This is a genomic window from Nocardia sp. 348MFTsu5.1, from assembly GCF_000383535.1.
GTDB lineage: Bacteria > Actinomycetota > Actinomycetes > Mycobacteriales > Mycobacteriaceae > Williamsia > Williamsia faeni.
This window is the reverse complement of record NZ_KB911509.1, coordinates 649,934-674,235: the sequence shown is the minus strand read 5'-3', so window position 1 is coordinate 674,235 and position 24,302 is coordinate 649,934. Positions and strand designations below refer to the sequence as shown.

26 protein-coding genes, 1 pseudogene and 2 riboswitches are annotated in these 24,302 nt (G+C 64.8%); of the genes and pseudogenes, 15 read left to right on the top strand and 12 right to left on the bottom strand.

Annotation, left to right across the window (positions count from 1 at the left end; translation table 11 throughout):
* The 4 genes and pseudogenes from H290_RS31570 to H290_RS0103205 all read right to left on the bottom strand — a co-directional run.
* Positions 1-287 (bottom strand): annotated as a pseudogene (locus H290_RS31570) (HNH endonuclease); the annotation flags it as partial.
* Positions 288-437: 150 nt separating this feature from the next.
* Entirely contained in the window at positions 438-2,774 is a 2,337-nt protein-coding gene (locus tag H290_RS0103215) for a serine/threonine-protein kinase (protein WP_020105324.1), read from the bottom strand.
* A 12-nt stretch (positions 2,775-2,786) separates the two neighbouring features.
* Positions 2,787-3,788 (bottom strand): glutamate ABC transporter substrate-binding protein, encoded by a 1,002-nt coding sequence (locus tag H290_RS0103210; protein ID WP_020105323.1) that lies wholly within the window; start codon positions 3,786-3,788, stop codon positions 2,787-2,789.
* Positions 3,788-5,149 carry a hypothetical protein gene (locus H290_RS0103205; RefSeq protein ID WP_020105322.1) on the bottom strand — a complete coding sequence of 454 codons (1,362 nt, stop codon included), beginning with the start codon at positions 5,147-5,149 and terminating at the stop codon, positions 3,788-3,790. Before H290_RS0103205 ends, H290_RS0103210 begins: the two co-directional genes overlap by 1 nt.
* Positions 5,150-5,368: 219 nt before the next feature.
* On the opposite strand from H290_RS0103205, the gene H290_RS0103200 reads away from it, so the two are divergent.
* Complete coding sequence (locus H290_RS0103200; RefSeq protein ID WP_020105321.1) at positions 5,369-5,869, top strand: NUDIX hydrolase; 501 nt, start codon at positions 5,369-5,371, stop codon at positions 5,867-5,869.
* Here H290_RS0103200 and H290_RS0103195 read toward each other — a convergent pair.
* Both H290_RS0103195 and thiE read right to left on the bottom strand, forming a co-directional pair.
* Positions 5,862-6,338 (bottom strand): hypothetical protein, encoded by a 477-nt coding sequence (locus H290_RS0103195; RefSeq protein ID WP_020105320.1) that lies wholly within the window; start codon positions 6,336-6,338, stop codon positions 5,862-5,864. The genes H290_RS0103200 and H290_RS0103195 overlap by 8 nt on opposite strands.
* Before the next feature lie 136 nt (positions 6,339-6,474).
* Positions 6,475-7,173, bottom strand: coding sequence for a thiamine phosphate synthase (thiE, locus tag H290_RS0103190; protein ID WP_081631467.1), 699 nt, complete (start codon positions 7,171-7,173; stop codon positions 6,475-6,477).
* A 32-nt stretch (positions 7,174-7,205) separates the two neighbouring features.
* A riboswitch (TPP riboswitch) is annotated at positions 7,206-7,328 on the top strand.
* Here thiE and thiO point away from each other — a divergent pair.
* The 5 genes from thiO (at position 7,319) to H290_RS0103165 (ending at position 11,162) form a co-directional block, all read left to right on the top strand.
* On the top strand, positions 7,319-8,359 hold the full coding sequence (thiO, locus tag H290_RS27665) for a glycine oxidase ThiO (RefSeq protein WP_020105318.1): 1,041 nt from the start codon (positions 7,319-7,321) through the stop codon (positions 8,357-8,359). It overlaps the preceding riboswitch by 10 nt.
* Positions 8,356-8,559, top strand: a complete 204-nt coding sequence (thiS, locus tag H290_RS0103180) for a sulfur carrier protein ThiS (RefSeq protein WP_020105317.1) — start codon at positions 8,356-8,358, stop codon at positions 8,557-8,559. Before thiO ends, thiS begins: the two co-directional genes overlap by 4 nt.
* On the top strand, positions 8,552-9,313 hold the full coding sequence (locus H290_RS0103175; protein ID WP_020105316.1) for a thiazole synthase: 762 nt from the start codon (positions 8,552-8,554) through the stop codon (positions 9,311-9,313). Before thiS ends, H290_RS0103175 begins: the two co-directional genes overlap by 8 nt.
* Positions 9,314-9,360: 47 nt before the next feature.
* The gene (locus H290_RS0103170) at positions 9,361-10,413 is read left to right on the top strand and encodes an ABC transporter ATP-binding protein (protein WP_020105315.1); all 1,053 of its coding nucleotides are present in this window, start codon (positions 9,361-9,363) and stop codon (positions 10,411-10,413) included.
* On the top strand, positions 10,413-11,162 hold the full coding sequence (locus tag H290_RS0103165) for an ABC transporter permease (RefSeq protein ID WP_020105314.1): 750 nt from the start codon (positions 10,413-10,415) through the stop codon (positions 11,160-11,162). The genes H290_RS0103170 and H290_RS0103165 overlap by 1 nt, the downstream gene beginning before the upstream one ends.
* Positions 11,163-11,165: 3 nt before the next feature.
* Here H290_RS0103165 and thiD read toward each other — a convergent pair whose 3' ends face one another.
* Together thiD and thiC are read right to left on the bottom strand one after the other, a co-directional pair.
* Positions 11,166-11,960: a bifunctional hydroxymethylpyrimidine kinase/phosphomethylpyrimidine kinase gene (gene thiD, locus H290_RS0103160; RefSeq protein ID WP_081631477.1), complete on the bottom strand. Its 795-nt coding sequence runs from the start codon at positions 11,958-11,960 to the stop codon at positions 11,166-11,168.
* A gap of 53 nt (positions 11,961-12,013) precedes the next feature.
* Entirely contained in the window at positions 12,014-13,675 is a 1,662-nt protein-coding gene (gene thiC, locus H290_RS0103155; protein ID WP_020105312.1) for a phosphomethylpyrimidine synthase ThiC, read from the bottom strand.
* Positions 13,666-13,778: riboswitch (TPP riboswitch) on the bottom strand. (Overlaps the previous gene by 10 nt.)
* Positions 13,779-13,857: 79 nt before the next feature.
* On the opposite strand from thiC, the gene H290_RS0103150 reads away from it, so the two are divergent.
* Positions 13,858-14,295, top strand: a complete 438-nt coding sequence (locus H290_RS0103150; RefSeq protein WP_020105311.1) for a MarR family winged helix-turn-helix transcriptional regulator — start codon at positions 13,858-13,860, stop codon at positions 14,293-14,295.
* Between the two features lie 4 nt (positions 14,296-14,299).
* On the opposite strand, the gene H290_RS0103145 is transcribed toward H290_RS0103150, so the two are convergent.
* On the bottom strand, positions 14,300-15,106 hold the full coding sequence (locus H290_RS0103145) for an exodeoxyribonuclease III (RefSeq protein ID WP_020105310.1): 807 nt from the start codon (positions 15,104-15,106) through the stop codon (positions 14,300-14,302).
* 146 nt (positions 15,107-15,252) lie between these two features.
* Here H290_RS0103145 and H290_RS31910 point away from each other — a divergent pair, with 146 nt between their 5' ends.
* From H290_RS31910 to H290_RS0103115, 6 genes are all read left to right on the top strand, one after another.
* Entirely contained in the window at positions 15,253-15,387 is a 135-nt protein-coding gene (locus H290_RS31910; RefSeq protein ID WP_020105309.1) for a hypothetical protein, read from the top strand.
* On the top strand, positions 15,368-16,558 hold the full coding sequence (locus H290_RS0103135; protein WP_036517694.1) for a N(5)-(carboxyethyl)ornithine synthase: 1,191 nt from the start codon (positions 15,368-15,370) through the stop codon (positions 16,556-16,558). The genes H290_RS31910 and H290_RS0103135 overlap by 20 nt, the downstream gene beginning before the upstream one ends.
* 70 nt (positions 16,559-16,628) lie before the next feature.
* The gene (eat, locus tag H290_RS0103130; RefSeq protein ID WP_020105307.1) at positions 16,629-18,038 is read left to right on the top strand and encodes an ethanolamine permease; all 1,410 of its coding nucleotides are present in this window, start codon (positions 16,629-16,631) and stop codon (positions 18,036-18,038) included.
* 2 nt (positions 18,039-18,040) lie between these two features.
* Positions 18,041-19,462: an ethanolamine ammonia-lyase subunit EutB gene (locus tag H290_RS0103125; protein ID WP_020105306.1), complete on the top strand. Its 1,422-nt coding sequence runs from the start codon at positions 18,041-18,043 to the stop codon at positions 19,460-19,462.
* Entirely contained in the window at positions 19,462-20,184 is a 723-nt protein-coding gene (gene eutC, locus H290_RS0103120) for an ethanolamine ammonia-lyase subunit EutC (protein WP_020105305.1), read from the top strand. The genes H290_RS0103125 and eutC overlap by 1 nt, the downstream gene beginning before the upstream one ends.
* Before the next feature lie 196 nt (positions 20,185-20,380).
* Positions 20,381-21,637, top strand: a complete 1,257-nt coding sequence (locus tag H290_RS0103115) for a wax ester/triacylglycerol synthase domain-containing protein (protein ID WP_020105304.1) — start codon at positions 20,381-20,383, stop codon at positions 21,635-21,637.
* Here the strand turns inward: H290_RS0103115 and H290_RS0103110 are convergent.
* The gene (locus tag H290_RS0103110; protein WP_020105303.1) at positions 21,634-22,203 is read right to left on the bottom strand and encodes a hypothetical protein; all 570 of its coding nucleotides are present in this window, start codon (positions 22,201-22,203) and stop codon (positions 21,634-21,636) included. The two genes, H290_RS0103115 and H290_RS0103110, sit on opposite strands and share 4 nt — an antisense overlap.
* A gap of 112 nt (positions 22,204-22,315) precedes the next feature.
* Here H290_RS0103110 and H290_RS0103105 point away from each other — a divergent pair, with 112 nt between their 5' ends.
* The gene (locus H290_RS0103105; protein ID WP_028462705.1) at positions 22,316-22,765 is read left to right on the top strand and encodes a protein-tyrosine phosphatase family protein; all 450 of its coding nucleotides are present in this window, start codon (positions 22,316-22,318) and stop codon (positions 22,763-22,765) included.
* On the opposite strand, the gene H290_RS0103100 is transcribed toward H290_RS0103105, so the two are convergent.
* Positions 22,734-23,045, bottom strand: coding sequence for a hypothetical protein (locus H290_RS0103100; protein WP_020105301.1), 312 nt, complete (start codon positions 23,043-23,045; stop codon positions 22,734-22,736). The two genes, H290_RS0103105 and H290_RS0103100, sit on opposite strands and share 32 nt — an antisense overlap.
* A gap of 79 nt (positions 23,046-23,124) precedes the next feature.
* Between H290_RS0103100 and H290_RS0103095 the strand changes: the two genes are divergently transcribed.
* Positions 23,125-23,667, top strand: coding sequence for a TetR/AcrR family transcriptional regulator (locus H290_RS0103095; RefSeq protein ID WP_028462704.1), 543 nt, complete (start codon positions 23,125-23,127; stop codon positions 23,665-23,667).
* Positions 23,668-23,670: 3 nt separating this feature from the next.
* Here H290_RS0103095 and H290_RS27660 read toward each other — a convergent pair whose 3' ends face one another.
* Positions 23,671-24,291, bottom strand: coding sequence for a TetR/AcrR family transcriptional regulator (locus tag H290_RS27660; protein ID WP_051121839.1), 621 nt, complete (start codon positions 24,289-24,291; stop codon positions 23,671-23,673).
* Positions 24,292-24,302 lie beyond the last annotated feature (11 nt).

Below are 24,302 nucleotides of genomic sequence, written 5' to 3'. Positions count from 1 at the left end.
GCGACCGATGGAATGTCCTTCAGTGCTTTGCCCACCCGCACGTAGCGGTGGGCCACCACTGGCGCCATCCCGGCTTCCTGTAGCAGCTTCGCCGTAGATCCCTTTCCGGATTTCTGCGCGATCCCACGAGTGTCAATTTCACCCACCAGTCGGAGTAGTTGTTCCACTACATGATTGAGTCGAATAACCGCCACCGTACGCGACGACACCTGCGCATCGTCGCCGGCAACCAAAGCCGCATCCCCTACCAGATCTGAAAGCCTGGCGAACATTCCCCCGAAGTCCATGGCTCCAATGTACCCGCAAATGCAAGTTCGCACAAGCGTTCGACATGAATATTTCCGTTGTCTGGCAACATCTTTCGGTCGTAGGCAGTTGCCAAGCGTTCCATGCTATCTGGAGGGTCCGACACGCTCAGTTCGTGAGACTGCCAGAGGTCAGAACAATGTATGTGGTCGAACGAAGTTGGCGAGATCGACCAGGCGGAAACGTTGGGTGCGGTTGACGGTGCTGCGGGCGAGTCGTCGGAGTGACTTCTCGGTACCGGCTCGGAGTCCGTGATCGTTGAACGGGTAGCCGAGGATGTCGCCCCGTGCCGATGCGTCGGTGGGGGATTGGTCGGGGCGGCGATGGATCCAACCGAGTGCGATGCCCAGGACCAGGATCACCAATCGTTGTTTGCGTGGCTCGGCGTCCGACATGGATTCGAGACGCCGTGCGGCCTCGCGTAGTTCGTCTTCCTGAACCGATGCCGGGTCGCGTCCGTGGACGAGGGTCAGAACCGAGGTGCAGTTGGCGGCGTTGTAGTGGCGGCTGGTCGGGGGTACCTCGTCGAGTGCCCTGACCGCACCAGGGATGTCTCCCATGGCAAACCGCATGCGCGCCAGGCCGAATGCGGCGGTGATGATGGCGCGGTCGGTCTGCCACAACGACCTGTAGTGCGAAAGCGCAACCTCGTGGCGGCCCATGAGTTCCGCCGTCGCCGCCACGGCCAGCTTGGGGGCGGCTTCGCCGGGCATCGCGGAGAGGACGTCGTTGAACCGTTCGTGCGCCGTCGGGACATCGCCGATCAGCAGGGTGCCCAATCCGATGAACCAGTCTGTGCGCCAGGACTTTCCGTGATGTTCGGTGGCGTCGTTCAGGAGGTTGAGGGCCGTTTGTGCCTCGCCCAGTTCGAGGTATGCACGAGCCTCGATCAGGTCGATCTCGCGGGAGGGATGATCGTCGGACGGGTCGGTGCCGATGACCGACGATAAGCCGCCCTCGCGTGCGCTGCGGATCGAGTCGAGTGTCTGGGTCGGCTCGGACAGCGCTGTCGAATTGAGCAGTCCGGCCGCCGGATCCGACTGGTCGACCAGCGGGACCGGAAGGGCCGCCACGATGTCGATCGGGTCCAGGTTTCGTCGGGTGCGGACCGGCTCGAGGATGCCGTCGACGGGCGCCAGCATCATCTCGGTGCCGAAGGTGGTTCGCTGGGGGCTGAAGACCGTCGACAACCCCGGGCGGGGGATGCCGGTGTGGGCGGCGACGGTTTCGCGCAACACGTTGAGCAGTTGTCCGGCCATCTCGTCTGCGGTGGTGAACCGCTGGCCGGGGTCGGGATGGGTGGCGCGCTGCAACAGCCGGTAGAACGACGGATTCTCCTGGAACAGGGGCACATCCGCTGGGTCCGGGAGACCGTCGAGGTAGCGGCCCTTCTCGATCGGCATGTCGACGGTCAACACGGCGAGGGTGCGTCCGAGGCTGTAGATGTCGGTCGCGACCTGCGGGCCGGTCCGGACGATCTCGGGGGCCTGGAATCCGGGTGTCCCGTACAGATGGCCGTAGCCGTTGATGCGGGAGACGGCACCGAGGTCGATCAGCTTGACGTCCTCGCTGCCGATCATGATGTTCTCGGGCTTGATGTCGTTGTACACCAGTCCCACCGAGTGGAGATAGGTGACGGCCGGCAAGACCTCGAGCAGGTAGGCGATGGCCTGCTCCGGTGTCAATTGCTTTCGGCGCGAACCGGATTCGTCCGCGGCGGAAGTGATGTCCTTGAGTGTGCTACCGCCGACGTACTCCATCACGATGTAGCCGAAGGTGTTGTCGCGCCGATCGTGGTGCTCGACGAAATTGTAGATCTTCACGATTCCGGGATGCGAGACCGACGCCAGGAACTGGCGTTCTGCGAGCGCAACGGCCTGTGCCTGAGAGTCTTTCGAGTTGAGCAGGCCCTTGAGGACCACGGGCCGATCGGACACGTTGTGGTCGATTGCCAGGTAGATCCAGCCCAGCCCGCCGTAGGCGATGGCGCCCGCGATCTCGTACTGGTCGGCGACCATGGTTCCCTTGTTCAAACCCGGGACGAAGGAGTATCGAGCGCCGCAGGTGTTGCACGTTCCGGTCTCCGATCCCTTGCCTTCGCCCGACGACCTTCCCACCGGTCGGCCACACTTCCAGCACAACCGTTTTGCCTCGGGGATGACGGCATCGTCCATGACTGCGTCGAAGGGTTCGATGTCGTGGACGCGCGGCACGTCCACCAGGCCGCCGCCGAGTCGCCGTCGGCTACGCGAATTCCGGCTGGTGGGTACGAGGACGGCGGGCTGGCTGGAAGTGCCGATCGGTGTGCGTGCGGTCGGTTCCGTGAAGGCCATGTCCATCGGTACGGCCTGCGTCCTGACATCCGCATGGTTGGTGCCGGTGGGTTCCGTGGCCAACTCGAGATCCCTGAACGTGGCGGCTTGGGTGCCGACCTCAGGGGTCTTGTCGGAAGACGGATGCTCAGTCAATAGATTTCCGTCCTAATCCCGGTACTCGGGTTGCGGCGGATAGTATTTCGGCCCCAGGCTCGACAGCCAGCGGTTGTAGATCTCGAACCACGTCCCGTCGGCGCGGATCTGCTCGAGGATCCCGTTGGTGAAGCGCACCAGGTCCTCGTCGAACTTGTTGATGCCGATCCCGTAAGGCTCCTCGCCGAGGCTCTGCCCAACGACGTGGAGGTACGGATCCTGGGCCGCCATGCCGGCGAGGATGGCATCGTCGGTCGAGACGGCATCCACCTGGTTCTGCTGCAGCATCACGAGGCAATCCGCCCAGCTCGTCACGGTGTCGACGATGGCATCGGGTACCCGCTGCTGGATCGGGGCGATCGAGGTGGTCCCGCGAGCCGCACACACCCGCTTGCCGGACAGGTCGGCAACACCGTTGATGCCCGAGCTGCGCATGGTCAGTATTCGCTGGGACGCTTCGTAATACACCGTGGAGAAGGCGATCTCTTGGAGCCGGTCGCAGGTGATGCTCATGGTCTTGACCACGATGTCGACCGAACCGTCCTTGAGCGCCTTGATCCGGTCGTCGGAGTTGAGGATCCGGAACTCGATGCGTTCGGGATCCCCGAAGATACCGCGGGCGACTTCCTTCGCGATGTCGACGTCGAAACCCTCGATGTTCCCGCTGATCGGGTCACGGAATGAGATGAGATTCGAACCGATGTCGAGGCCGACCTTGAGCCAGCCACGTTTGTAGATGGAGTCCATGCTGGTGTTGGGCGGCATTTGACCGGGTGTCGGCATCGGACCGGGCGTCAGGCTTGCGGTGGCATCGCAGGATTCGGTGGCCGGTGACGCTTCCACCGGAGCGTTGGTGCTGACTCCGGCTGGTGTGGGCCAGGCCGCGACGGCGGAGGGGGGATCGCTCGGTGGTGCGGACGTGTCCACGCAGCCGGCCAGCAAGGCCGCAGTCAGGGCGATGGCAGCGGCGGCGGTGGCCGGTCGGCGAGTACGTCGCATGGTCGGTCGCATCATCACCGGTACTCCCGAATCCGCGGTCCGATGCCGAATACGGACGCGACGGCCGCGGCGATACCCAGTAGCAGGATTCCCAGGCCGGCGTAACCGATCACGACCCAGGCGGTGTTGATGTCATCACGGAAGGTTTCCCTGGTGACCGTGATGCCCTCGACCAGTGCGTCATCGAGCGCGGTGTAGGCGGCCGCGGATCCGTCCGGGTTGTCGCCGACCGCGATGGCGGTGGCACCGTTGAAGTCGCCGGCGTTGGCGCGTTCCAGCATCGCCGCATGAGCCTCGCGCCAGAGGGCCAGTGCGCTCTGGGCCTCGGTGACCGAGTCCTCGGCCACGTCTTTGCGGTCGTCGGCCAGATAGTCGTCGAGCACCGCGTCGATCTCGTTGATCGCGGAGCCCCAGCTCTCCTCGAGAGCTTGCTCATCTCCGCGGCGGACGAGCGAGAGGGTTTCGTCCGATCGGGCCTGCTGGGTGAGGATCCGGGCAGAGGTGAGTTCGCCGAGCGGTGCGGCCCCGAGGTTCTCTGCATCGCTCGTCGACTTCACCGACAACAATCCGCCGATCAGCAACCACATCAACCCGATCACCACGCACCAGATGGCAATGAGCAACCCGACGTTGAATCGGCGGCGGCTGCGACGCGCGATGTAGAGGTGGGTGGCGATCAATGCCGCCAAGACGAGCGCCAGGGCGAAGTAGACGCCCCACGGTGGCTTGGTGAAGTTGGTCCGGGCATCGCCGATGGCTTCGGATCGTTCGGTGTAGAGACGTTCCGCGGCGGGCAGAATGGTCTCCTGCATCATGTTCGACGCCTCGCCCAGATACGCCGATCCGACCGGGTTGCCCAGGCGATTGTTGAGACGGGCCGATTCGATGAGTCCGGTGTAGACGGGCAGTTGCGTCGACAGGGTCGTCAGATCCTGGCGGACCTGGGTGCTGTCCATCGACGTCCCGCTGGCCGACTGGATCAGGGCGTTGGCTGCCGTCGCCACCGCATTGTTGTAGTCGGCACGAAGTGCCGCGGGCTCGAGGCCGGCGGAGATGAATGCGGTGTTGGCAGCGGCGTCGGCGATCGAGAGCGAGCTGTAGAGGACCTGCGAGGCCTCGGCCAGGGGCTCGGTGTCGTTGATCATCTCTTCGAGGGTGCTGGTGCGTTGGTCGAGAGTGTTGGAGGCATACCAGCCGACGGTGACGCACGAGATGATCAGGACCGCCAGGATGATCATCAGCCTGCCGGGGCTGGTCTTGGCGATCTCCCGCATGTTCGTGATGGGGTGCGACACCGACCGCTCACGGGTCAGATTCATCAGTTCGCGACGCGTCAGCGGTGCCGGCCGGTCGGCGTAGGGCTTATCCGCACGCATGAACCGGGTACGCAAAGATGTTGCGTTGCCGCCGGTCACGCGGTCCCTTCTTCCTGGCGTCCGCCCGGTCTCTCGGGTCGTGTCCTGATCGAAGAATTTCTAGAACTGACAGCGACATTACTGCGAATGATCATTGCCTTGTGGCAGTGCGCCCCCGTGTCACTCGGTCACTCCAAGTAGCGTGACAATCAACAACCGCGGGCTGCGAGGAGGTGTCGGGTGCGAGGCGACGGCGACGGATGGGTTTTCGACGCGGACGGGTCGCGATACTGGGGCCGTCACGGTGCTGCCGGGCTATTGCTCTTCACACTTAGTGAAGCGGGTGAGGCGCTGATTCTGTTACAGCATCGCGCGGTCTGGAGCCATCAGGGCGGAACCTGGGCGCTGCCCGGTGGAGCCCGCGATTCCCACGAGAGTGCGATCGACACCGCCGTGCGCGAAGCCGACGAAGAAGCCGGTATCGCCGACGCGGAACTGACCGTGCACACCGAATCGGTGACACATCGCGCACCCAGCGGCTGGACCTACACCACGGTGATCGCCGAGGTTGCGACCCCGCTGGTGACGACCGCGAATCTCGAGTCGGTGGAATTGCGCTGGGTCAGCTCCGACAAGGTGGGCGAGCTGCCGCTGCATCCGGCTTTCGGGGCGAGCTGGCCGGACCTGAGGTCCCAACTCGTGACGATTGTCGCGGCATCGGATTCCGACACCGTCAGCTGAGTCGGTTCGCCGCCGCGATCATTGCCCCGAGTGTCGAGTCCTCGCCGCTGGTGCCCGTGCCCATCGCCCAGATCCGTCGACCGTCGCGGTCGCAGCGCAAGATCGTGGTGACTCCGTCCGCGTGGTCGTACTGGTGGATGCAGACGATCTCGAGCCCGGCACCGAGCTGATACAGCATGTCGGTGAGTGCCCCGATCGGTCCGGGGGCGGTGGCCGTCAGCGCCGAGATGGTGTCACCGTCGGCGATGGTTGCCCGACAGAACAGCAGGTCGTCGGCGCCGCGGTCGGCCGTCCAGGATCCCAGCCGGATCGGTCCCGAGGTGGGGGCATAGGTGCTGGTGAAGGTGGACCAGCTCATATCTGCGGCCTCGGCGCGCAGGGCCGTCGGCAGTGGCCGCCCCAGACGAGCGGTGAAGTGGTCGCAGTGTCGGTGCGAGGAGATCGAATCGGTGTGGATGTGAGTGTTCATGAGAGTTGGTCTTCCGGGAGTGAGGACGACCAGCAGGTAGCAGAACGGCCCGCAGCGGGGGGCCGGTCGAATCAGACCCCGCTACGGCGGTGAACTACGAGAAGCTGCTTCATCATGATGAGCACCACCCTAGCGCTCAGTTTTTGGAAGATGCAAGGAGCATGTCCGTCAAACGGAGTGCTGCCGCCTCCGGATTTTCGGCGGCGGTGATCGCCCGGACCACCACGATGCGATGGGCGCCGGCGGCGATGACCTCGGGCAACCGCTGCTCGTCGATGCCTCCGATGGCAAACCACGGGCGGCTGGTTCCCTGCGTCGCGGTATCCCGCACCAACTCGAGGCCCGGCGCGCTGCGTCCGGGTTTGGTGGGTGTCGGCCAGCAGGGGCCAGTGCAGAAATAGTCGACCCCGGCTTCGGTGGCGGCGCTTCTTGCCTCGGCGGCCGAATGGGTGGAGCGGCCGATGACGATGTCGTCGCCGACGATGCGGCGGGCCGCCGAGACCGGCAGGTCGTCCTGGCCGAGGTGCAGGATGTCGGCGCCGGACGCGACGGCGATGTCGGCGCGGTCGTTGACCGAGAGCAGCGCGCCGTGATTCCTGGTCACCTCGGCGAGTTCGGCGAGCAGGTCCAGTTCCTGAGCGGCTTCCAGCGGACCGAACTCGCGCTCGCCCGGTGAACCCTTGTCGCGGAGCTGGATGATGTCGACACCACCGGCGAGTGCGCGGTTGGCGAACTCGGCGAGGTCACCTCGCTCACGGCGGGCGTCGGTGCAGAGGTAGAGCCGGGCAGCAGTCAAACGATTACGGGCAGTGCCGGGGCGATCGTGGGCAGTCACAGTGCCCGAATGTACCGGCGTATGGTGATCGGCAGTACACACACGGGTGCTCGAGGGATTCGCTCGGGCTGAGATCGCAGGACACGAACCGTCCGCGAGACCGTTACACCTGATCCGGATAATGCCGGCGAAGGAAGGACGTGGGATGAAGACCCTCGGTATTGTCGGTGGCGGCGTCATCGGGTTGTCCTGTGCGCTCAGGGCGGCCGAAAGTGGCTGGCAGGTAACCATTCATGACCCGGGCCGGGGTGACGCGGCGTCGGCCGTCGCGGCCGGGATGCTGGGTATCGCCGGTGAGAGCCGCACCGGTGAAGACACCTACCTCGCCTTTGCCGAACGCGCGATGGAGCGGTGGCCGGCTTTTCTGGAACGCCTGGCGGACCCCCGCGTGAGCGCGGCGCGGTCCAGCGTGATGGCGGGGGTGGACAGTGCCGATGTGGGTGAACTCACGATGGCCGCGGACTGGCTCGGTGAGCGCGGACATCCCGTGCTGCCGTTGACCGGCAAAGAGATTCGCGTCCTCGAACCCGCCGTGTCGACACGGGTGCGGAGCGGGTTTCTGGCCCGTCGCGAGATGGCCGTCGACAACCGGCGGCTGTTGGCTGTGCTCACCGACGCGGTGGCTGCGCTCGGTGTTCGCCGGGTCGAGGGGGAGGTCGTCGATCACGACACCCTGCCGGGTGATCAGCTACTGCTGACCGCGGGTGTGGGGTCGGCAAAGCTGTGGCCGGGTCTGCCGGTGTATCCGTCGAAGGGTGAGGTACTGCGGCTCGGCTGGGCCCGTGGTGCGCTCGCGCCGCCCAAACATGTTGTCCGTGGGCTGATCAACGGCCGCGCGGTCTACATCGTGCCGCGATCGGACGGAGTTGTGGTGGGGGCGACCCAGTACGACGGCGATGCGGACCTGCAACCGGTGGTCGGTGGTGTCGCCGACCTGCTGTCCGACGCGATCGAGTTGATGCCGTCATTGCGCGAGTACCGCCTGCTCTCCGCCGATGCCGGGCTCCGTCCGCTGACACCCGACGGACTCCCGATCATCGGCAGACTCGACGATCGCACGTCGGCGGCCACCGGCCACGGCCGCAACGGCATCCTGATGAGCGCCATCACCGCGGACCTCGTCGCGGACATGCTCGCGGGCAACAACATTGATGAACCGGCCGTCGATCCAGGGAGATTTTCATGACAACCGATGTCGTCGTCAACGGGGTGGCCACCGCGCTGCCCGACGGGATGACCGTGGTCGAACTGCTCGACCACCTCGACCTGCCGCGGACCGGCGTGGCCATCGCGGTTGACGGTCAGGTGCGTCCGAAGTCCACATGGCACACCGGACTCGGATCGTGTGGCAGCATCGAGATCCTGACGGCGGTGCAAGGTGGATGATCCGCTGATCATCGGTGATCGCACACTGCACTCGCGACTGATCACCGGAACCGGGGGCGCAGCGAATCTGGCTGTGCTCGAAGAGGCCCTGATCGCCTCGGGAACCGAACTCACGACTGTGGCGATGCGGCGCGTCGACTCCACAGGCCGGACGGGTGTGCTGGACCTGTTGCGCCGGTTGAACATCGACGTACTGCCGAACACAGCCGGCTGCCGGTCGGCCGCCGAAGCGGTGCTGACCGCCCAACTCGCCAGGGAGGCACTCGGTACCAATTGGGTCAAGGTCGAGGTTGTCGGCGACGACCGCACCTTGCTGCCCGACGGACCCGAACTGGTCGCGGCGACCACCGCGTTGGTCGACGACGGGTTCGTGGTGTTGCCGTACAGCAACGACGATCCGATCCTGGCCCGCCGGCTCGAAGACGCGGGTGCGGCTGCGGTCATGCCGCTGGGATCGCCGATCGGTACCGGACTCGGGATCATCAACCGGCACAACATCGAGATGATCGTCGCGGCCGCGCAGGTACCGGTTATCCTCGACGCGGGTATCGGGACCGCGAGTGATGCCACGCTGGCGATGGAACTGGGTTGCTCCGGGGTGTTGCTCGCCTCGGCGGTCACCCGGGCGTCAGACCCACCCCGTATGGCCGCCGCCATGCGCGCCGCTGTGGTCGCCGGCCGGTTGGCCCATGGCGCCGGGCGTATCCCGAAACGGTTCTGGGCGCAGGCATCATCACCGGACATGGATCGCTGACCTGGTACTCCGCAGATTCGCGATGCCGCGATGGCAGACTGTTGGGCATGATCAGTGTTCAGGGATTGACAAAGGTCTACGGCCAGAACCAGGTGGTCAGCAACCTCACCTTCGATGTGAAGCCCGGTCTGGTGACCGGATTCCTCGGGCCGAACGGTGCCGGCAAATCGACCACGATGCGGCTGATCCTCGGTCTGGACCGTCCCACCGCCGGGACCGCGACCATCAACGGACGGCCGTACCACGACCTGAAGAATCCGTTGACGCAGGTGGGAGCTCTTCTCGACGCAAAGTGGGTGCACCCGAACCGAACCGCCCGCAATCACCTCCGGTGGATGGCGGCGTCCAACGGGATTCCGCTACATCGCGTCGACCAGGTCCTCGCAGACGTGGGGCTCACCGAAGTGGCGGGCAAAAAGGCCGGCGGGTTTTCGCTGGGCATGTCGCAGCGTCTGGGCCTCGCCGGCGCACTGCTCGGCGATCCCGGAGTCCTGCTGTTCGACGAACCGGTCAACGGCCTCGATCCCGAAGGCATCGTCTGGATCCGAAAGTTCATGCGAGCCTTGGCGAATCAGGGTCGTACGGTGCTGGTGTCCAGCCACCTGCTCACCGAGATGTCGCTGACCGCAGAGCATCTGATCGTCATCGGACGGGGACGGTTGATCGCGGACTCTTCGGTGAAGGACTTCACCGGTGGTGCTCACATCACGGTCCGGGTGCGTAGTCCCCGGCTCGGCGAACTGCAAGCAGCACTTGCCGCCGCCGGGCTACGGTCCGTCCCGATCCCGGAGGACGACGGATCCCCGGCGCTGAGTCTCGAGAACGTGACCACCGATCAGGTCGGTGACATCGCGGCTGCCAACGGAATCGGCTTGCACGAGCTGTCCGGGTCGACAGCCTCACTGGAAGAGGTCTTCATGTCGATGACCGCCGGATCCGTCGAGTACCACGGCAGCGACTCCATGGCGAGCAGTGCCCACCAACCGCCGCCCGGATGGGCGCCGTCAGGTCCACCGCCACAACAGGACTGGAATCAACAGGGCGCGAAGCAACCGGACTGGAACCAGCAGGGCTGGAACCAGAGGGGGGGAACCAACTGATGCTGGCACATGCAATCGCAGCCGAGCGGATCAAACTGCTCACCACCAGGTCGGCGTACTGGTGCAGCGGCATCGTGGTGCTGCTCGGACTCGGACTCGCAATCCTGCTGGCCTGGGCCACCACCTCTGACAGCGGCAGCAGCAGTAATACATCGGAATCCGACTTCCTGGTCGGCACCACAGCCTTCGGTGTCACAGTCCTGATGATCATGGCTGTTCTGGCGGTAACCAGCGAGTTCCGCTTCGGGACCATTCGGACGTCGTTCCAGGCGATTCCGCAGCGGTCGAATGTGATGTTCGCCAAAGCTGCTGTCTACGGCGGATTGTCGGCCCTGTTGACGTTTGTCCTGACCGTGATCTCGCTGCCGCTGGCCAAGTCGATCTCCGGCAACGATCTGGCGCTGCTCGGTTCGGACGCACTCCGGTTGTATTGGGGCGTTCCGCTGTACACATTCCTGTCGGTTCTGATCGGTCTCGGTCTGGGTGCACTGATCCGGCAGACGGCAGGGGCCATCGTGATCCTGCTGGTCTGGAGTCTGGTGCTCGAAGGTGTGCTGTCGGTGATCCCGAAGGTGGGCGATGCGGTGGGCCCGTTCCTTCCGTTCCTCAACGGCAGTCACTTCATCGACGGCGGCGACCTGGGCATCGACTGGCACTGGAACGGATACGGTTCGCTGATCTACTACCTGGTGTTCGCCGTGGTGATGTTCGGCGCCGGGGTGCTGGTCACCGACCGGCGCGACACCTGACCTTCAGACAGTCAGGCGCCACAGCGGATTCACCGGTCCGTGGCCTGCCCCGAGCGGGTAGGCTGCGGCCAGTGAACGGGTCACCCACGATTTGCCGAAACGCACCGCATCGGGCACCGAATAACCGTGGGCCAGTGCACATGTGATGGCCGCTGCCAAGGTGTCCCCGGCGCCGTGATCGTGCGCGGTGTCGATGCGTTTTGCGGTCAACTCGATGAAGTCGGATCCGTCGAACAGCAGATCGGGACTGTTCGGATCCGTCCGCAGATGGCCGCCCTTGACCAGTGCCCACTGGGTGCCGAGTGCGTGCAGCGCCCGGGCGGCGGCCTCCTGACTGGCCCGATCGGTCACATCGATCCCGGTGATCAGCCGCACCTCATCGAGGTTCGGTGTGATGAGGGTCGCGATCGGGATCAGTTTGCCGCGCAACGAATCCATCGCCTCATCGGCCAGGAGTCGGTCGCCGTGCATCGACGCACACACCGGGTCGACCACCAGGGGGATCGTCCCGCCGCGACCGATGTCGAGGTCTCCGGCGACATCGACGATCGCGTTGATGATGTCGCCCGAGGCCAGCATGCCGGTCTTGGCTGCCCCGATCCCGATGTCGGTGACGACCGAGCGGATCTGGCCCGCGACCACTTCCGGGGGGATCGCATGAAAGGCGCTGACCCCCAGACTGTTCTGAACGGTCACCGCCGCCACCGCCGCCGTGGCGTGCACTCCTAGCAGCGCCATGGTGCGCAGGTCGGCGTTGATGCCCGCGCCACCCCCGGAATCGGTTCCGGCGATGGTCATCACGCGAACGGGGGTCTGGCCCGGTTCCGGCAGCGGCAGCAGCGGTGTCTCACTCACGGCGTTGCGACCGTATCCACCTCGGTCAGTGACAGATACACGGAACCTCCCTTGTTCAGGAACTCCTGGGACTTGGCCGCCATGTCGGCCGCCAGCTTCCGGTCGATGTCTTCCTGCGTCACCAGGTTGTGCTTCTCCGCGTATTCGCGGACGTCGGCAGAGATGCGCATCGAGCAGAACTTCGGTCCGCACATCGAACAGAAGTGTGCCGTTTTGGCGGGTTCGGCCGGCATCGTCTCGTCGTGATACTCGACAGCGGTATCCGGATCGAGCGCCAGATTGAACTGGTCGTTCCAGCGAAACTCGAAGCGCGCCTTGGACAGGGCATTGTCCCGGTCCTGTGCCCGCGGATGTTCTTTTGCGAGGTCGGCGGCATGCGCGGCGATCTTGTACGTGATCACCCCGACCTTCACGTCGTCCCGGTTGGGCAGACCGAGATGCTCTTTGGGGGTTACATAACAGAGCATCGCGGTGCCGGCCTGAGCGATCATCGCGGCGCCGATCGCCGAGGTGATGTGGTCGTAGCCCGGCGCGATATCGGTGGCCAGAGGTCCGAGGGTGTAGAAGGGGGCCTCTTCGCAGAGTTCTTCCTCCAGTCGGACGTTTTCCACGATCTTGTGCATGGGGACGTGGCCCGGACCCTCGATCATCACTTGCACACCAAAGGATTTGGCGATCTTGGTCAGCTCGCCCAGTGTTCGCAACTCGGCGAACTGCGCGGCGTCGTTCGCGTCGGCGATGGAGCCGGGGCGGAGGCCGTCGCCGAGTGAGAAGGTGATGTCGTACTGGGCGAAGATGCGGCAGAGATCGTCGAAGTGCGTGTAGAGGAACGATTCTTCGTGGTGGGCCAGGCACCAGGCGGCCATGATGGAACCGCCGCGGGAGACGATGCCGGTGACACGGTTCGCGGCCAACGGCACGTACCGCAGGAGGACACCCGCGTGCACCGTCATGTAGTCGACGCCCTGCTCGGCCTGCTCGATCACGGTGTCGCGGTAGATCTCCCATGTCAACTGGGTCGGATCGCCGTTGACCTTCTCCAGCGCCTGGTAGATGGGAACGGTCCCCACCGGCACCGGCGAGTTGCGCATGATCCATTCACGGGTGGCGTGAATGTCCTTGCCGGTGGACAGGTCCATGATGGTGTCGGCACCCCACCGGGTTGCCCACACCATCTTCTCGACCTCTTCGGCGATGGACGATGTGACCGCCGAGTTCCCGATGTTGGCGTTGACCTTCACGGTGAACGCCTTGCCGATGATCATCGGCTCCGATTCCGGATGCCGGTGATTGGCCGGTATCACCGCGCGACCTGCGGCGACCTCGGCGCGGACGAGTTCGACGGGAAGTTGTTCCCGGGCCGCAATGTACCGCATCTCGTCGGTGATCAAACCGGCTCTCGCCCAGGCCAACTGGGTACTGGCGCCGTCGCTGGGTGCGGGTCGTTGCCAGGTGTCGCGGGTTTTGGGGAGACCCACTTCGAGGTCGTACTGCGGGTCGGTCTCGGTGTAGGGCCCCGACGTGTCGTAGAGGTCGAGGTGCTCACCGTTGGACAGATGTACGCGTCGGCCCGGAACGCGCAGATGATCGATCTGTTGATAGGTCTTGGAACTGCCACGAATGGGTCCGGTCGTGACGGAATGGACGGCTGTCGCCATGGTGTTCTCCCTACGCCGGCATTATCCGGTCAGGTTCATACAGTCGACGGCCGCCTGCCGTCATCTCAGCCCCTGGTTCGTGGGAGCCCCCGTGTTGATTTGATTGTCCGCCACGCATGCTACCTCCCTCCGGAGGGTCTGGCATGAGCAGGTCTGAAAATGCGCACGTAAACTAACTGTTTATGACAGCGCCCAGTACCGCCGCCGCCTCACTGTCCCGTGATCTCGCGAGGATTGCCCGGGCGTTGCGAGCCGGGGCGAACAAGAGTTCGTTGCCGCTGAGTTCGCTGTCGGCGCTGTGGGTCCTGAACGACGCCGGGGAGCCGATTCGGCTGTCCGACCTGGCCGAGCGCGAGAACCTGACCGTGCCGACGATGTCCCGGATCGTCGCCGGTCTGGAACGCGATGGGCTGGTGGTGCGCACCGCGGATCCGGCGGACGGGCGGGCGAGCCTGCTGGTGCCCAGTGAATCCGGGGTCGAACTGGTGAACGGCAATCGGTCGCGTCGCGTCCAGGCCCTGGAGCGGGCCCTCGATGGACTCGACGCCGCCGAGCGGGACGTGCTCGCGCGGGCGCTCCGCAAGGTTGCCGAGGAACTGACCGAACGCCCCGCAGAGTGAGCGGCTAGTCTCCGAGCTCGATGATGACCGGCGCATGATCGCTGGCGCCCTTGCCTTTTCGCTCCTCGCGATCGATCTCGGCATGGGTGACGCGGGTGGCTAGCGCCGGTGAACACAGGCTGAAGTCGATCCGCAGTCCCTGGCGTTTGGGGAACCGGAGTTGCGTGTAGTCCCAGTAGGTGTAGACACCGGGGCCGGGCGCGTGGGGTCGCACCACGTCGGCGAATCCGGACTTGATCATCGCCTGGAATGCGCTGCGTTCGGGTTCGGACGTGTGGGTCTTGTCCTCGAAGAGCGCCGGGTCCCACACATCGTCGTCCGTCGGCGCGATGTTCCAGTCCCCGGTCAGCGCGATCTGTGCCTGCGGGTCGTCGGCGAGCCACTTGTCCGCGTTCTCACGCAAGGCTGCGAGCCATTCCAGTTTGTACGTGTAGTGCGGATCGGTGAGGGTGCGCCCGTTGGGCACGTACAGGCTCCACACCCGCACGCCGCCGCACGTGGCACCGAGCGCCCGGGCTTCCAGGGCCGGGTCGATCTCCGCGTCTTTGCTGAATCCGGGCTGGTTGTCGAATTGCTTCGCAACGTCCTCGAGGCCGACGCGCGAGGCGATCGCCACACCGTTCCACTGGCTGAAGCCGAGGGTGGCGACCTCGTAACCGGCGGCTTCGAACCCCATCGCGGGGAACTGCGCGTCCTTGCACTTCGTCTCCTGCATCGCCAGGACGTCGATGTTCGAGCGCTCGAGCCAGTTGACCACCCGCTCACTGCGGGCGCGGATGGAGTTGACGTTCCAGGTGGCGATACGAAGCATGCTGAGATTTTGGCACACCGCTCCGCGGTCACGGACTTTTGCACATCGCTTCCGCGGTGAAGGCGTGCGCCCGGGGTTGCCGGAGCCGGTGGGCGTAGGATGAGCCCATCGGGACCTATCAGGTTCTCAATCAAGGGATCGCCAACATGGCCGACAAATCACCTCGTCAAGGCATGTCCAAAAAGTCCGGCAAGTCCCTGAAAGAAAAGCGTGCCATCAAAAAAGGCAAGGAAGATTCGGCTCCCGGTGAGACCATTTTCAGTGGCAACAAAAAGCGCTGAGGTGCCCACACTTTCTATTGGGATACTTGCACATTCGGCCAAAGAGAATGAACATCGTCTACCGATTCATCCGCGACATTTTGTCGATATCGACCCTTCCTTGCATCCGTACATTCAGCTCGAGCACGGATATGGTGAGCGTTTCGGTGTCACTGATGCGGATCTGCTTCCCCTGGTCGGAAGGATCGCTTCCCGCGCGGAGCTGATTGCCGATTGTGATGTGATCCTGCTGCCCAAGGTCCAGGCCGATGATCTGCTCGAAATGCGTGTGGGACAAACGATCTGGGGTTGGCCGCACTGTGTCCAGGATACTGCGCTCACCCAGATCGCGATTGATCGGCGATTGACGCTCATCGCATTCGAGGCGATGAACCATTGGACTGCCGACGGTCGTTTCGCGCTTCACGTATTCCACAAGAACAATGAATTGGCAGGGTACTGCTCGGTTCTGCAGGCGCTGGAGCTGGCCGGCAAGACCGGCGACTACGGACGCCGCCTGAAGGCCACCGTGATCGGCTTCGGGGCGACCGCCCGCGGAGCGGTGACGGCGCTCAACGCGCACGGTGTCGATGAGGTTCATGTCCTGACCAACCGCGACGTCGCGGCGGTAGGTTCACCGATCCACGGAACCCAGATCGTTCAGCTCGAACACGATGACGGTGACCCCGGCACCATGTGGGCGCAGACTCCGGACGGTCGGGTGTCGGTGGCCGAGTTCCTCGCGGGCAACGACGTCATCGTCAACTGTGTCCTGCAGAACACCGATCAGCCGCTGACATTCCTCGATGAGGATGATCTGGAGACGTTTCCGGCAGGCAGCATCATCGTCGATGTCTCGTGCGACGAAGGCATGGGCTTCAGTTGGGCGCGTCCGACCACCTTCGATGAGCCATCGTTTGTCGTCGGCAACAACGTCCTCTACTACGCCGTCGACCACAGTCCGTCCTACCTGTGGGACTCGGCCACCTGGGAAATCAGTTCTGCGCTGCTCCCACATCTGCAGGTGATCATGGACGGGCCGTCGTCCTGGGATCGCGCACCGGTCATTTCCCGGGCGATCGAGATCCGTGAAGGCATGATCCTGAATCCGTCGATCCTGTCATTCCAGGATCGCGAGAGTGCATTCCCGCATGTGTTGCGGGCGGATCGCAGAGCCGTCGTCACGAGCTGAACAAAACGTACGAAACAAGGTCGCAAGCTGAAGCTAACCTCGCGGCTGCAATCCTTGGATACCGTTCGGCATGACTCATACACCTGAGATCTCGGAATCCGCCGAATATCTTCAGAAGCGTCAACTGCGCAAGGGCACAGCCGGGTGGGTTCTCCTCGCCGGACTCGGTGTCAGCTATGTGATCTCCGGTGATTACGCCGGATGGAATGCCGGTCTGCTCGAAGGTGGATTCGGTGGCCTGCTCATCGCGGCGGTGATCATCGCCGCGATGTACTTTGCGATGGTGCTGGGCATGGCAGAGATGTCATCGGCACTGCCGGCCGCGGGCGGTGGTTACACATTCGCCAGGCGGGCTATGGGTCCGTGGGGTGGTTTCGCCACCGGCACGGCGATCCTGATCGAGTACGCGATCGCCCCGGCGGCGATCGCCACCTTCATCGGCGGCTATGTCGAATCGCTGGACCTGTTCGGTATCTCCGACGGGTGGTGGGTCTACCTCACCGTGTACGTCGTATTCATCGGGATCCACCTGGTCGGAGCGGGTGAAGCACTCAAGGCCATGTTCGTCATCACCGCGATCGCACTCGTCGGTCTGGTGATCTTCGGTATCGCCGCCATCGGGAGCTTCGACGCGAGCCTGCTCACCGACATCGCCCCCGATTCGGGTGCGGCCGGCTCGTCGGACTTCCTGCCCTTCGGCTACCTGGGGATCTGGTCGGCGATTCCGTTCGCGATCTGGTTCTTCCTGGCCATCGAAGGTGTGCCGCTGGCCGCGGAAGAGGCGGAGAACCCCGAAAAGAACGTGCCGCGGGGCATCATCGCCGCGATGAGTGTGCTGTTGCTGACCTGTGCGCTGGTGCTGTTCCTGGCGACCGGCGCGCTCGGTGCGCAGGGTGTTGGTGAATCCGTGAACCCACTGGTCGATGCGCTCGACGGTACGGCGGCCACGGTCGTCAACTACATCGGTCTGGCCGGCTTGGTCGCCAGCTTCTTCTCGATCATGTACGCCTACTCCCGGCAGCTGTTTGCGTTGTCGCGCGCCGGTTATCTGCCGACAGCGCTCTCGATCACCAACAGCCGGAAGGCGCCAATTTGGGCCCTGATCATCCCGGGAATCATCGGATTCGGCCTCACCTTCACCGGTGAGGGCGCAATCCTGCTGAACATGGCCGTCTTCGGAGCTGCGCTCAGCTACGTGTTGATGATGATCAGTCACATCGTGCTCCGGGTCCGTGAGCCACAGATGCCGCGTCCGTACAAGACCCCCGGCGGGATCTACACCACCGGATTCGCACTGGTCATCGCCGTCGCTTCGGTGATCGCGACCTTCCTCGTCGACACCACGGCCGCACTCTGGTGTCTGGGAGCATTTGCTGCATTCATGGCCTACTTTGGCTTGTACAGCCGCAAGCACCTGGTCGCGAACTCGCCCGACGAGGAGTTCGCGTTGCTGGCCGCGGCGGACGAGGAATTGGAATAGGTGTGACGCTCTATCGACATACCCTGGCCGGCACCACGTACACGTTCGATGGATTGGTGGAGCTGCTGGCGAAGGCAACGCCGGCTCGTAGCGGGGACGAACTGGCCGGGTGCGCCGCCGAGTCGGACACCGAACGGGCGGCGGCGCAGTGGGCGCTGGCCGATGTGCCGCTGACGGTGTTCCTGAACGAGACAGTGGTGCCGTACGAGACGGACGAGATCACCAGGCTCATCATGGATACGCATGACCCACAGGCATTTTCGCCGGTGTCGTCGTTCACGGTGGGTCAGTTCCGGGATTGGTTGCTCGACGTGGCCGCCGGCCCCGCAGACGTCGCGGCCAGCACGTTCACGTCGGTGTCCCGAGGGCTGACACCGGAGATGGTGGCGGCGGTCAGCAAGCTGATGCGTAACCAGGACCTGATCGCGGTGTCACGGGCGGTGAAGGTGGTGACGGCGTTCCGGACCACCATCGGTCTGCCGGGAACGCTCGCCACCCGGTTGCAGCCCAACCATCCGACCGACGATCCGACGGGCGTTGCCGCGGCAACCCTGGACGGATTGTTGCTGGGTTGTGGGGACGCGGTGATCGGGATCAACCCGGCGACCGATTCACCGCACGCCACATCGGAATTGCTGCATCTGCTCGACGACATCCGGCTGCGGTACGAGATTCCGGTCCAATCCTGCGTGCTCTCGCATGTCACCACCACGATCGGGCTGATCGAGGCCGGGGCGCCGGTGGACCTGGTGTTCCAGTCGATAGCCGGAACCGAAGGCGCCAACAAGGGATTCGGTGTCGACCTCGCTGTGCTGAAAGAGGGCAACGAGGCCGGCAAATCGTTGCAGCGCGGGACCGTCGGCAACAACGTGATGTACCTCGAGACCGGGCAGGGCTCTGCGTTGTCGGCCGGCGCGCACATCGGTACCGGTGACAAACCGGTTGATCAGCAGACGTTGGAGACCCGCGCGTATGCCGTTGCGCGCGAACTAGATCCGCTGTTGATCAACACCGTCGTCGGCTTCATCGGCCCGGAATACCTGTACGACGGCAAGCAGATTCTGCGGGCCGGTCTGGAAGACCACTTCTGTGGCAAGTTGCTGGGTCTGCCGATGGGGGTGGACGTCTGTTACACCAACCATGCCGAAGCCGATCAGGACGACATGGACAACCTGCTGACACTGCTCGGGGTCGCCGGGGTGCCCTTCGTCATCACCGTGCCCGGCGCCGACGACATCATGCTCGGATATCAGAGCCTTTCTTTCCACGACGCGCTGTATGCCCGCCGCACACTGGGTTTGGCGCCGGCGCCGGAGTTCGCGGCCTGGCTCGACCGGGTCGGGATGCTCGGTCCGGACGGACGGGTTCTGGATCTGGCGCCAGAAGCCTCACCGCTTCGCTCGCTGGCGGGACCGGTGGCCTGATGAGTGAACTGTGGGATGCGCTCCGGCTTCAAACCGCGGCCCGAATCGGGTTGGGGCGCACCGGTGATTCACTGCCGACGACGCGCGTGCTCGAGTTTGCCGCCGCCCATGCCGCGGCCCGCGACGCCGTCCATCAACCCCTTGATGTCGATGCGCTCGTCGCCGATGTCGCGGCGGTGGGTCTGGGGGATCCGCTGGTGGTGACCAGTAAGGCGGGTGATCGCAGCGAGTATCTGCGGCGACCGGATCTCGGGCGGGAGCCGGAAAACCTGGAGTCGGTGTCCGAAACCGATGCCGACGTCGGCTTCGTGCTGGCAGACGGATTGTCGCCGATTGCGCTGTCCGAACATGGGGCCGGGATGCTGTCGGCTCTGAAAGATGTTTTGGCACCCCGCTATTCGCTCGCACCACCGGTGATCGCCACGCAGGCCCGCGTGGCACTCGGTGACCACATCGGGGCGGCGCAAAAGGTGGGCACCCTCATCGTCATCATCGGTGAACGGCCGGGCTTGTCGGTCGCCGACAGTGTCGGGATCTACCTCACGCACCTGCCGACTCCGGGCCGGGCCGATTCGATGCGCAACTGCATCAGTAACATTCACCCACCCGGCGGCCTGGGCTACGCCGACGCCGCCCGCGTGTGCGCGGCACTGGTGGAAGGCGCTCGCAAGCTGGGGCGTAGCGGTTTTGAACTCAAGGACAACAGCCGCGCCCTCACTTGACGAACTTGGGAAACCGATCGAACCTGGAGGCTAGTCGGATCCGCGGTCGTGATCGTCAGGCATGGGGTTCCATTCGTCGTCGTTTCCCCATCACTAGCAGATGCGGACGTCGGATCGTGTTCGTCCACCTCATCGCGTGGCGCGAACCGGCGTACCGTCCGGAATGTTCGCGCAGTGCTCAGGTCAGGGGTAGTCGATGAGCAGTCCGGTTCCGGACGTTCCGATCGCCGCAGTGGATGTGGCGACACTCGGTATCAGTACCGGTGGTCAGCCGTATGTGGTGACCCTGGCCGGATTACTCGGTGCCGGCGGCTTCGTCGACGACAACGGCCGACCTGACATCGATCGGCTCCGCGCCTCGCTCGCGCCGAGGATCGAGGCAGAGGCTGATCTGCACTCCTGTCCCGAGCGCCGGGACGGGCAATGGTGGTGGACGCGGGCACCGGCTGATCTGACAGCGCACATCACCGTCGAGAAAGCGCTCCCGTCCGAAAGCTTTGAAGATGTGTGCGGGCGCTTGGTGATGGCGCCGTTGGAAGCGAGCCGTCCGCCGTGGCACATCGCACTGGTACCGGCCGCCCGGCCGGGTCGCTGCGGGATAGTCGTGCGGTTACACCACGCACTTGTCGACGGCGCCCGCGCCAGCGCGTTGATGGAGCGGCTGTTCGGGTCGGAGCGAGGCGTGTCCGAGCACGAGAAGTCCGGCGCCGGCGCCGCGAGAGTTGCTGAGCGCGAGCAGAGTTCGAGACCATCGTTCGGCGCCAGGCTGGGTTTCCGGGTGCGCTCGCTGCGGCGGTCGCGCATCAGTTCCCGGGCGCTGCTGGGCCCAGTGGGTGCGGCGCGGGCGGTGTCGTCCGCGAGCGTCGACCTGGCGGCACTCGAAGCGGCAGCTCAGCGCGGCGGAGCAACGGTGAACGATGCTTACCTGGTTGCGGTGGGGCAGGGGCTTCGCATCGTGCTCGAGCGTGCGGGAGAACCGATTCCGGAGTCGCTCGCGGTCTCGGTTCCGGTGCGAATCGACGCGGTCGACGCCGCGCACAATGCCGTCGGCGTTATGATCGTCGACGTCCCACTGGCCGAACCCCGGTCCGCACTCGCGGTGGTCGCCCGGCGGACCGCGGCGTCGAAGCCGCTCGCGCGGGCCTCGGGAACCGTCATCCGCTCAGCACTTCTCGCGCGGGGGTTCAACGTGTTCGCCCGACATCAACGGATGATCGCGACCGTTGCGTCCAACGTTCGGGGACCCCGCCATCCGCTGGCACTCGATGGCGCACCGCTCGTCGAACTGTGGCCGTTGGGCCCGCTTGCCGGCAACGTCCGGGTCGGCTTCACGGCAGTGTCTTACTGCGGTCGGTTGTCGATCGGTATCGAAACCGACTCCGGCCACCTACCCTTCGCGGCGGAGATCGCGGTGGCGGTCGAGGCGACGTTGGCGGCGATCGCCGGTGACTAGAGCCCGGGTCCCTGTGCGCGAAGGTCGTCGACCTCGTCCATCGCCGAGCGCAGTTTGCCCAGCCATTCGTCGGTGTGGGCACCGACGAGTTTGACCGACCACGCCAGTGCGTCGGCACGCGACCGGGCGACCCCGGCGTCGACCAGGGTGTCCAGGACCTGTCGTTCAGGTTGCCGCAGCCGGGTCATCACCGGAACGGCGATGTGGGTGAACAGAATTCGTTCGTCACCGACCTTGACGCCCCACGAGACCTTCCGTGCGTAACGGGCCTGGGCTTCATCGGCAATGGACATCCGCTCACCACGGGTGTCTTCGCGGAAGCGGGAGGCGCGGCCTTGTGCAGCAGCGGCCGCGTTGTCGTCGTTGTCGGTGTCGGGGGGTGTCAGGGTGCCGATGACGGTGATTTCGTCGCGGTCGACGGTGACGTCGACGGGTCCGTCGAACCACTCGTCGGGCAGTCGGCCGGCGAACCAGGCGCCGGCGTCACCGGCATCTGGAAGTTCTGCCTGCTGCCAGCCGCCGCGTCGTCCGCCGGGTCCTCGGGATCCTGGGTGTGAGCCTTTCATGATTCCTCCTTGGTGGTTGATTACATAATTACACCGTTGCAGGGATTCGTCATCCAGATTCGCTGTGAGCAGATGGGGAGTTCGTGACCGCTGTCCCGCTTACGCTGTCGACATGGCTCTCACCTGGGATGACTCGACAGGGGTGCTCGAACTCCCCTCCGGCAGACGGGTGCGGGGACGAGGATTACGGGAGTCGATGCCGCCCGGTCCGCAGCCTGAGTTCGGGCTCTATCTGGTCGGTCGCGAGCCCGCACCCGTGGCGTGGCCGAGTCGATGGCTGCGGTGGCGAGATTTCTGGCTACCTGCCGATCGGGCCGCGGCGGCCGATGCGTTCCGGGAGGTGTGGGAGCGTGCCGAGACCGAACGGGTGGAGGTGGCCTGCTTCGGAGGTCGGGGCCGGACCGGGACGGCGTTGGCCGCTATCGCGGTGATCGACGGCGTCCCCGTGCACCGTGCCGTCGACTATGTCCGGGCCAACTACCGCGAGGGTGCCGTCGAAACACCTTGGCAGAGAAGGTATGTCGCCCGGTTCACGCAGGGCGATCGGCCGAGCGGTAGTTGATCAGGTACTGCTCGACTTCGCTGTCGTATTCGGGTGGCGTCAAGAGGTCGACGCTCAGCAGTGGGCTGTCCTCGCGAAGTGGATGCCGGATCTGATACCTGCGCAGGTAGTAGCCGCCGATGGCTCCGGCAAACGACAGGGCGGTACCGATCCCCGTGAACAACGCGATTGGGTGCTGATTCGCGAGGGTGAAGGTGAAGACACCCAGGAATGCGAAACCGGCCAGGATCAGCATGTACGCGATGTAAGGGACGGGGGTTCGTTCGATGATCGATCTCATGTCAGCCTCCTTGGGGCTTCTGATTGCTAACGATACGCTACACGTAGCGTAGCGATCGGGATCGCGCTAATATTCCCGCGTGAGTTCCAGACCCCCGGATGTGAAGATCGCCGACGCCACGCTCCAGCTACTTCGTGAACGTGGTCCCAGGGCGGTCACCGTGGAGGCCGTTGCTGCGGCCTCCGGTGTTGCCAAGACGACCATTTACCGGCGTTTTCGCGACCGTAGGGAGATGCTGTCGAGTGCGCTGGCCCCGGCGACCGAACCCGACGCTCTCCCAGAAGGGCTTCCGGTCGAGGAACAGATCCGATGGATGGTTACCGAGGCTCTGCGTGCCATTGACGACGGAATCGGGTTCGGGGGACTCGCGGCGCTGCTGACCGATGAAGATCCGGAGTTCACGAGGGCATTCCGCTCGCAGCTGACCGATCAGCGCCGCCGGTTCATGCCTCTGATCAGCGCCGGTATCGCCGCCGGTGACATCAGGTCCGACGTCGACCTCGACACGCTCGTAGATGCTGTTGTCGGGATCTACGTATGTGAGCGGGCGCGCACCGGACAGTCGGCTCCGGGAACCGTCGACCGGGTCGTGGCCCTCATGCTCCCCGCGATCTTGGCCTGACGGCTAGTCAGGGGAATGGTCGGTCTGCGAGGGCCGGAGCTCGAGTTGCCGCACCAGGTCGTCCAGTAGCCGCCTGGTCTGGTCGTGGCCGCCGGTGATACCCAGTTCGGTCTCCATGACGAGGGTTTGGGTCACGCAGGTCACCGCCACGGAGACCGCCACCGCCGGGAGGTCGTGGGGATCGATGCCGCGAGCGCCCAGCAGCATGGCAAACGCGGCAGTCTCGATCTCGCGGAATCGCAGGCCGTATGCCGCGATCTCGGAGCGGATCGCCTTGCGGTGATTCGACAGCGCCATGAACTCCATCTGGAGTGCGGTGCCCATCGGGTCGCTGTGCAGCTGCAGGACCGCCCGCATCGGTTGCTTGTCGGCGAGTGCCGCCTTGAGGCGTTTCAGATTCGCTTCGGCACCTTCCCGGAAGACAGCCAGGTAGAGGTCGTCCATGGTCGGGAAGTAGTAGTGCACCAGGGGCGGCCTGATGCCGGCCCGCGCCGCGACCCGGCGTGAGGTGGCCGCCGCGTAGCCCTCTTCGAGCATGATCTGAGCGGTTGCCCGCACCAGGGCGTCACGCGTCTCAGACTCTCCGCCGCCGTCGATTCTTCGGCGCCGTACACCTTCTGTCACGCCAATACACC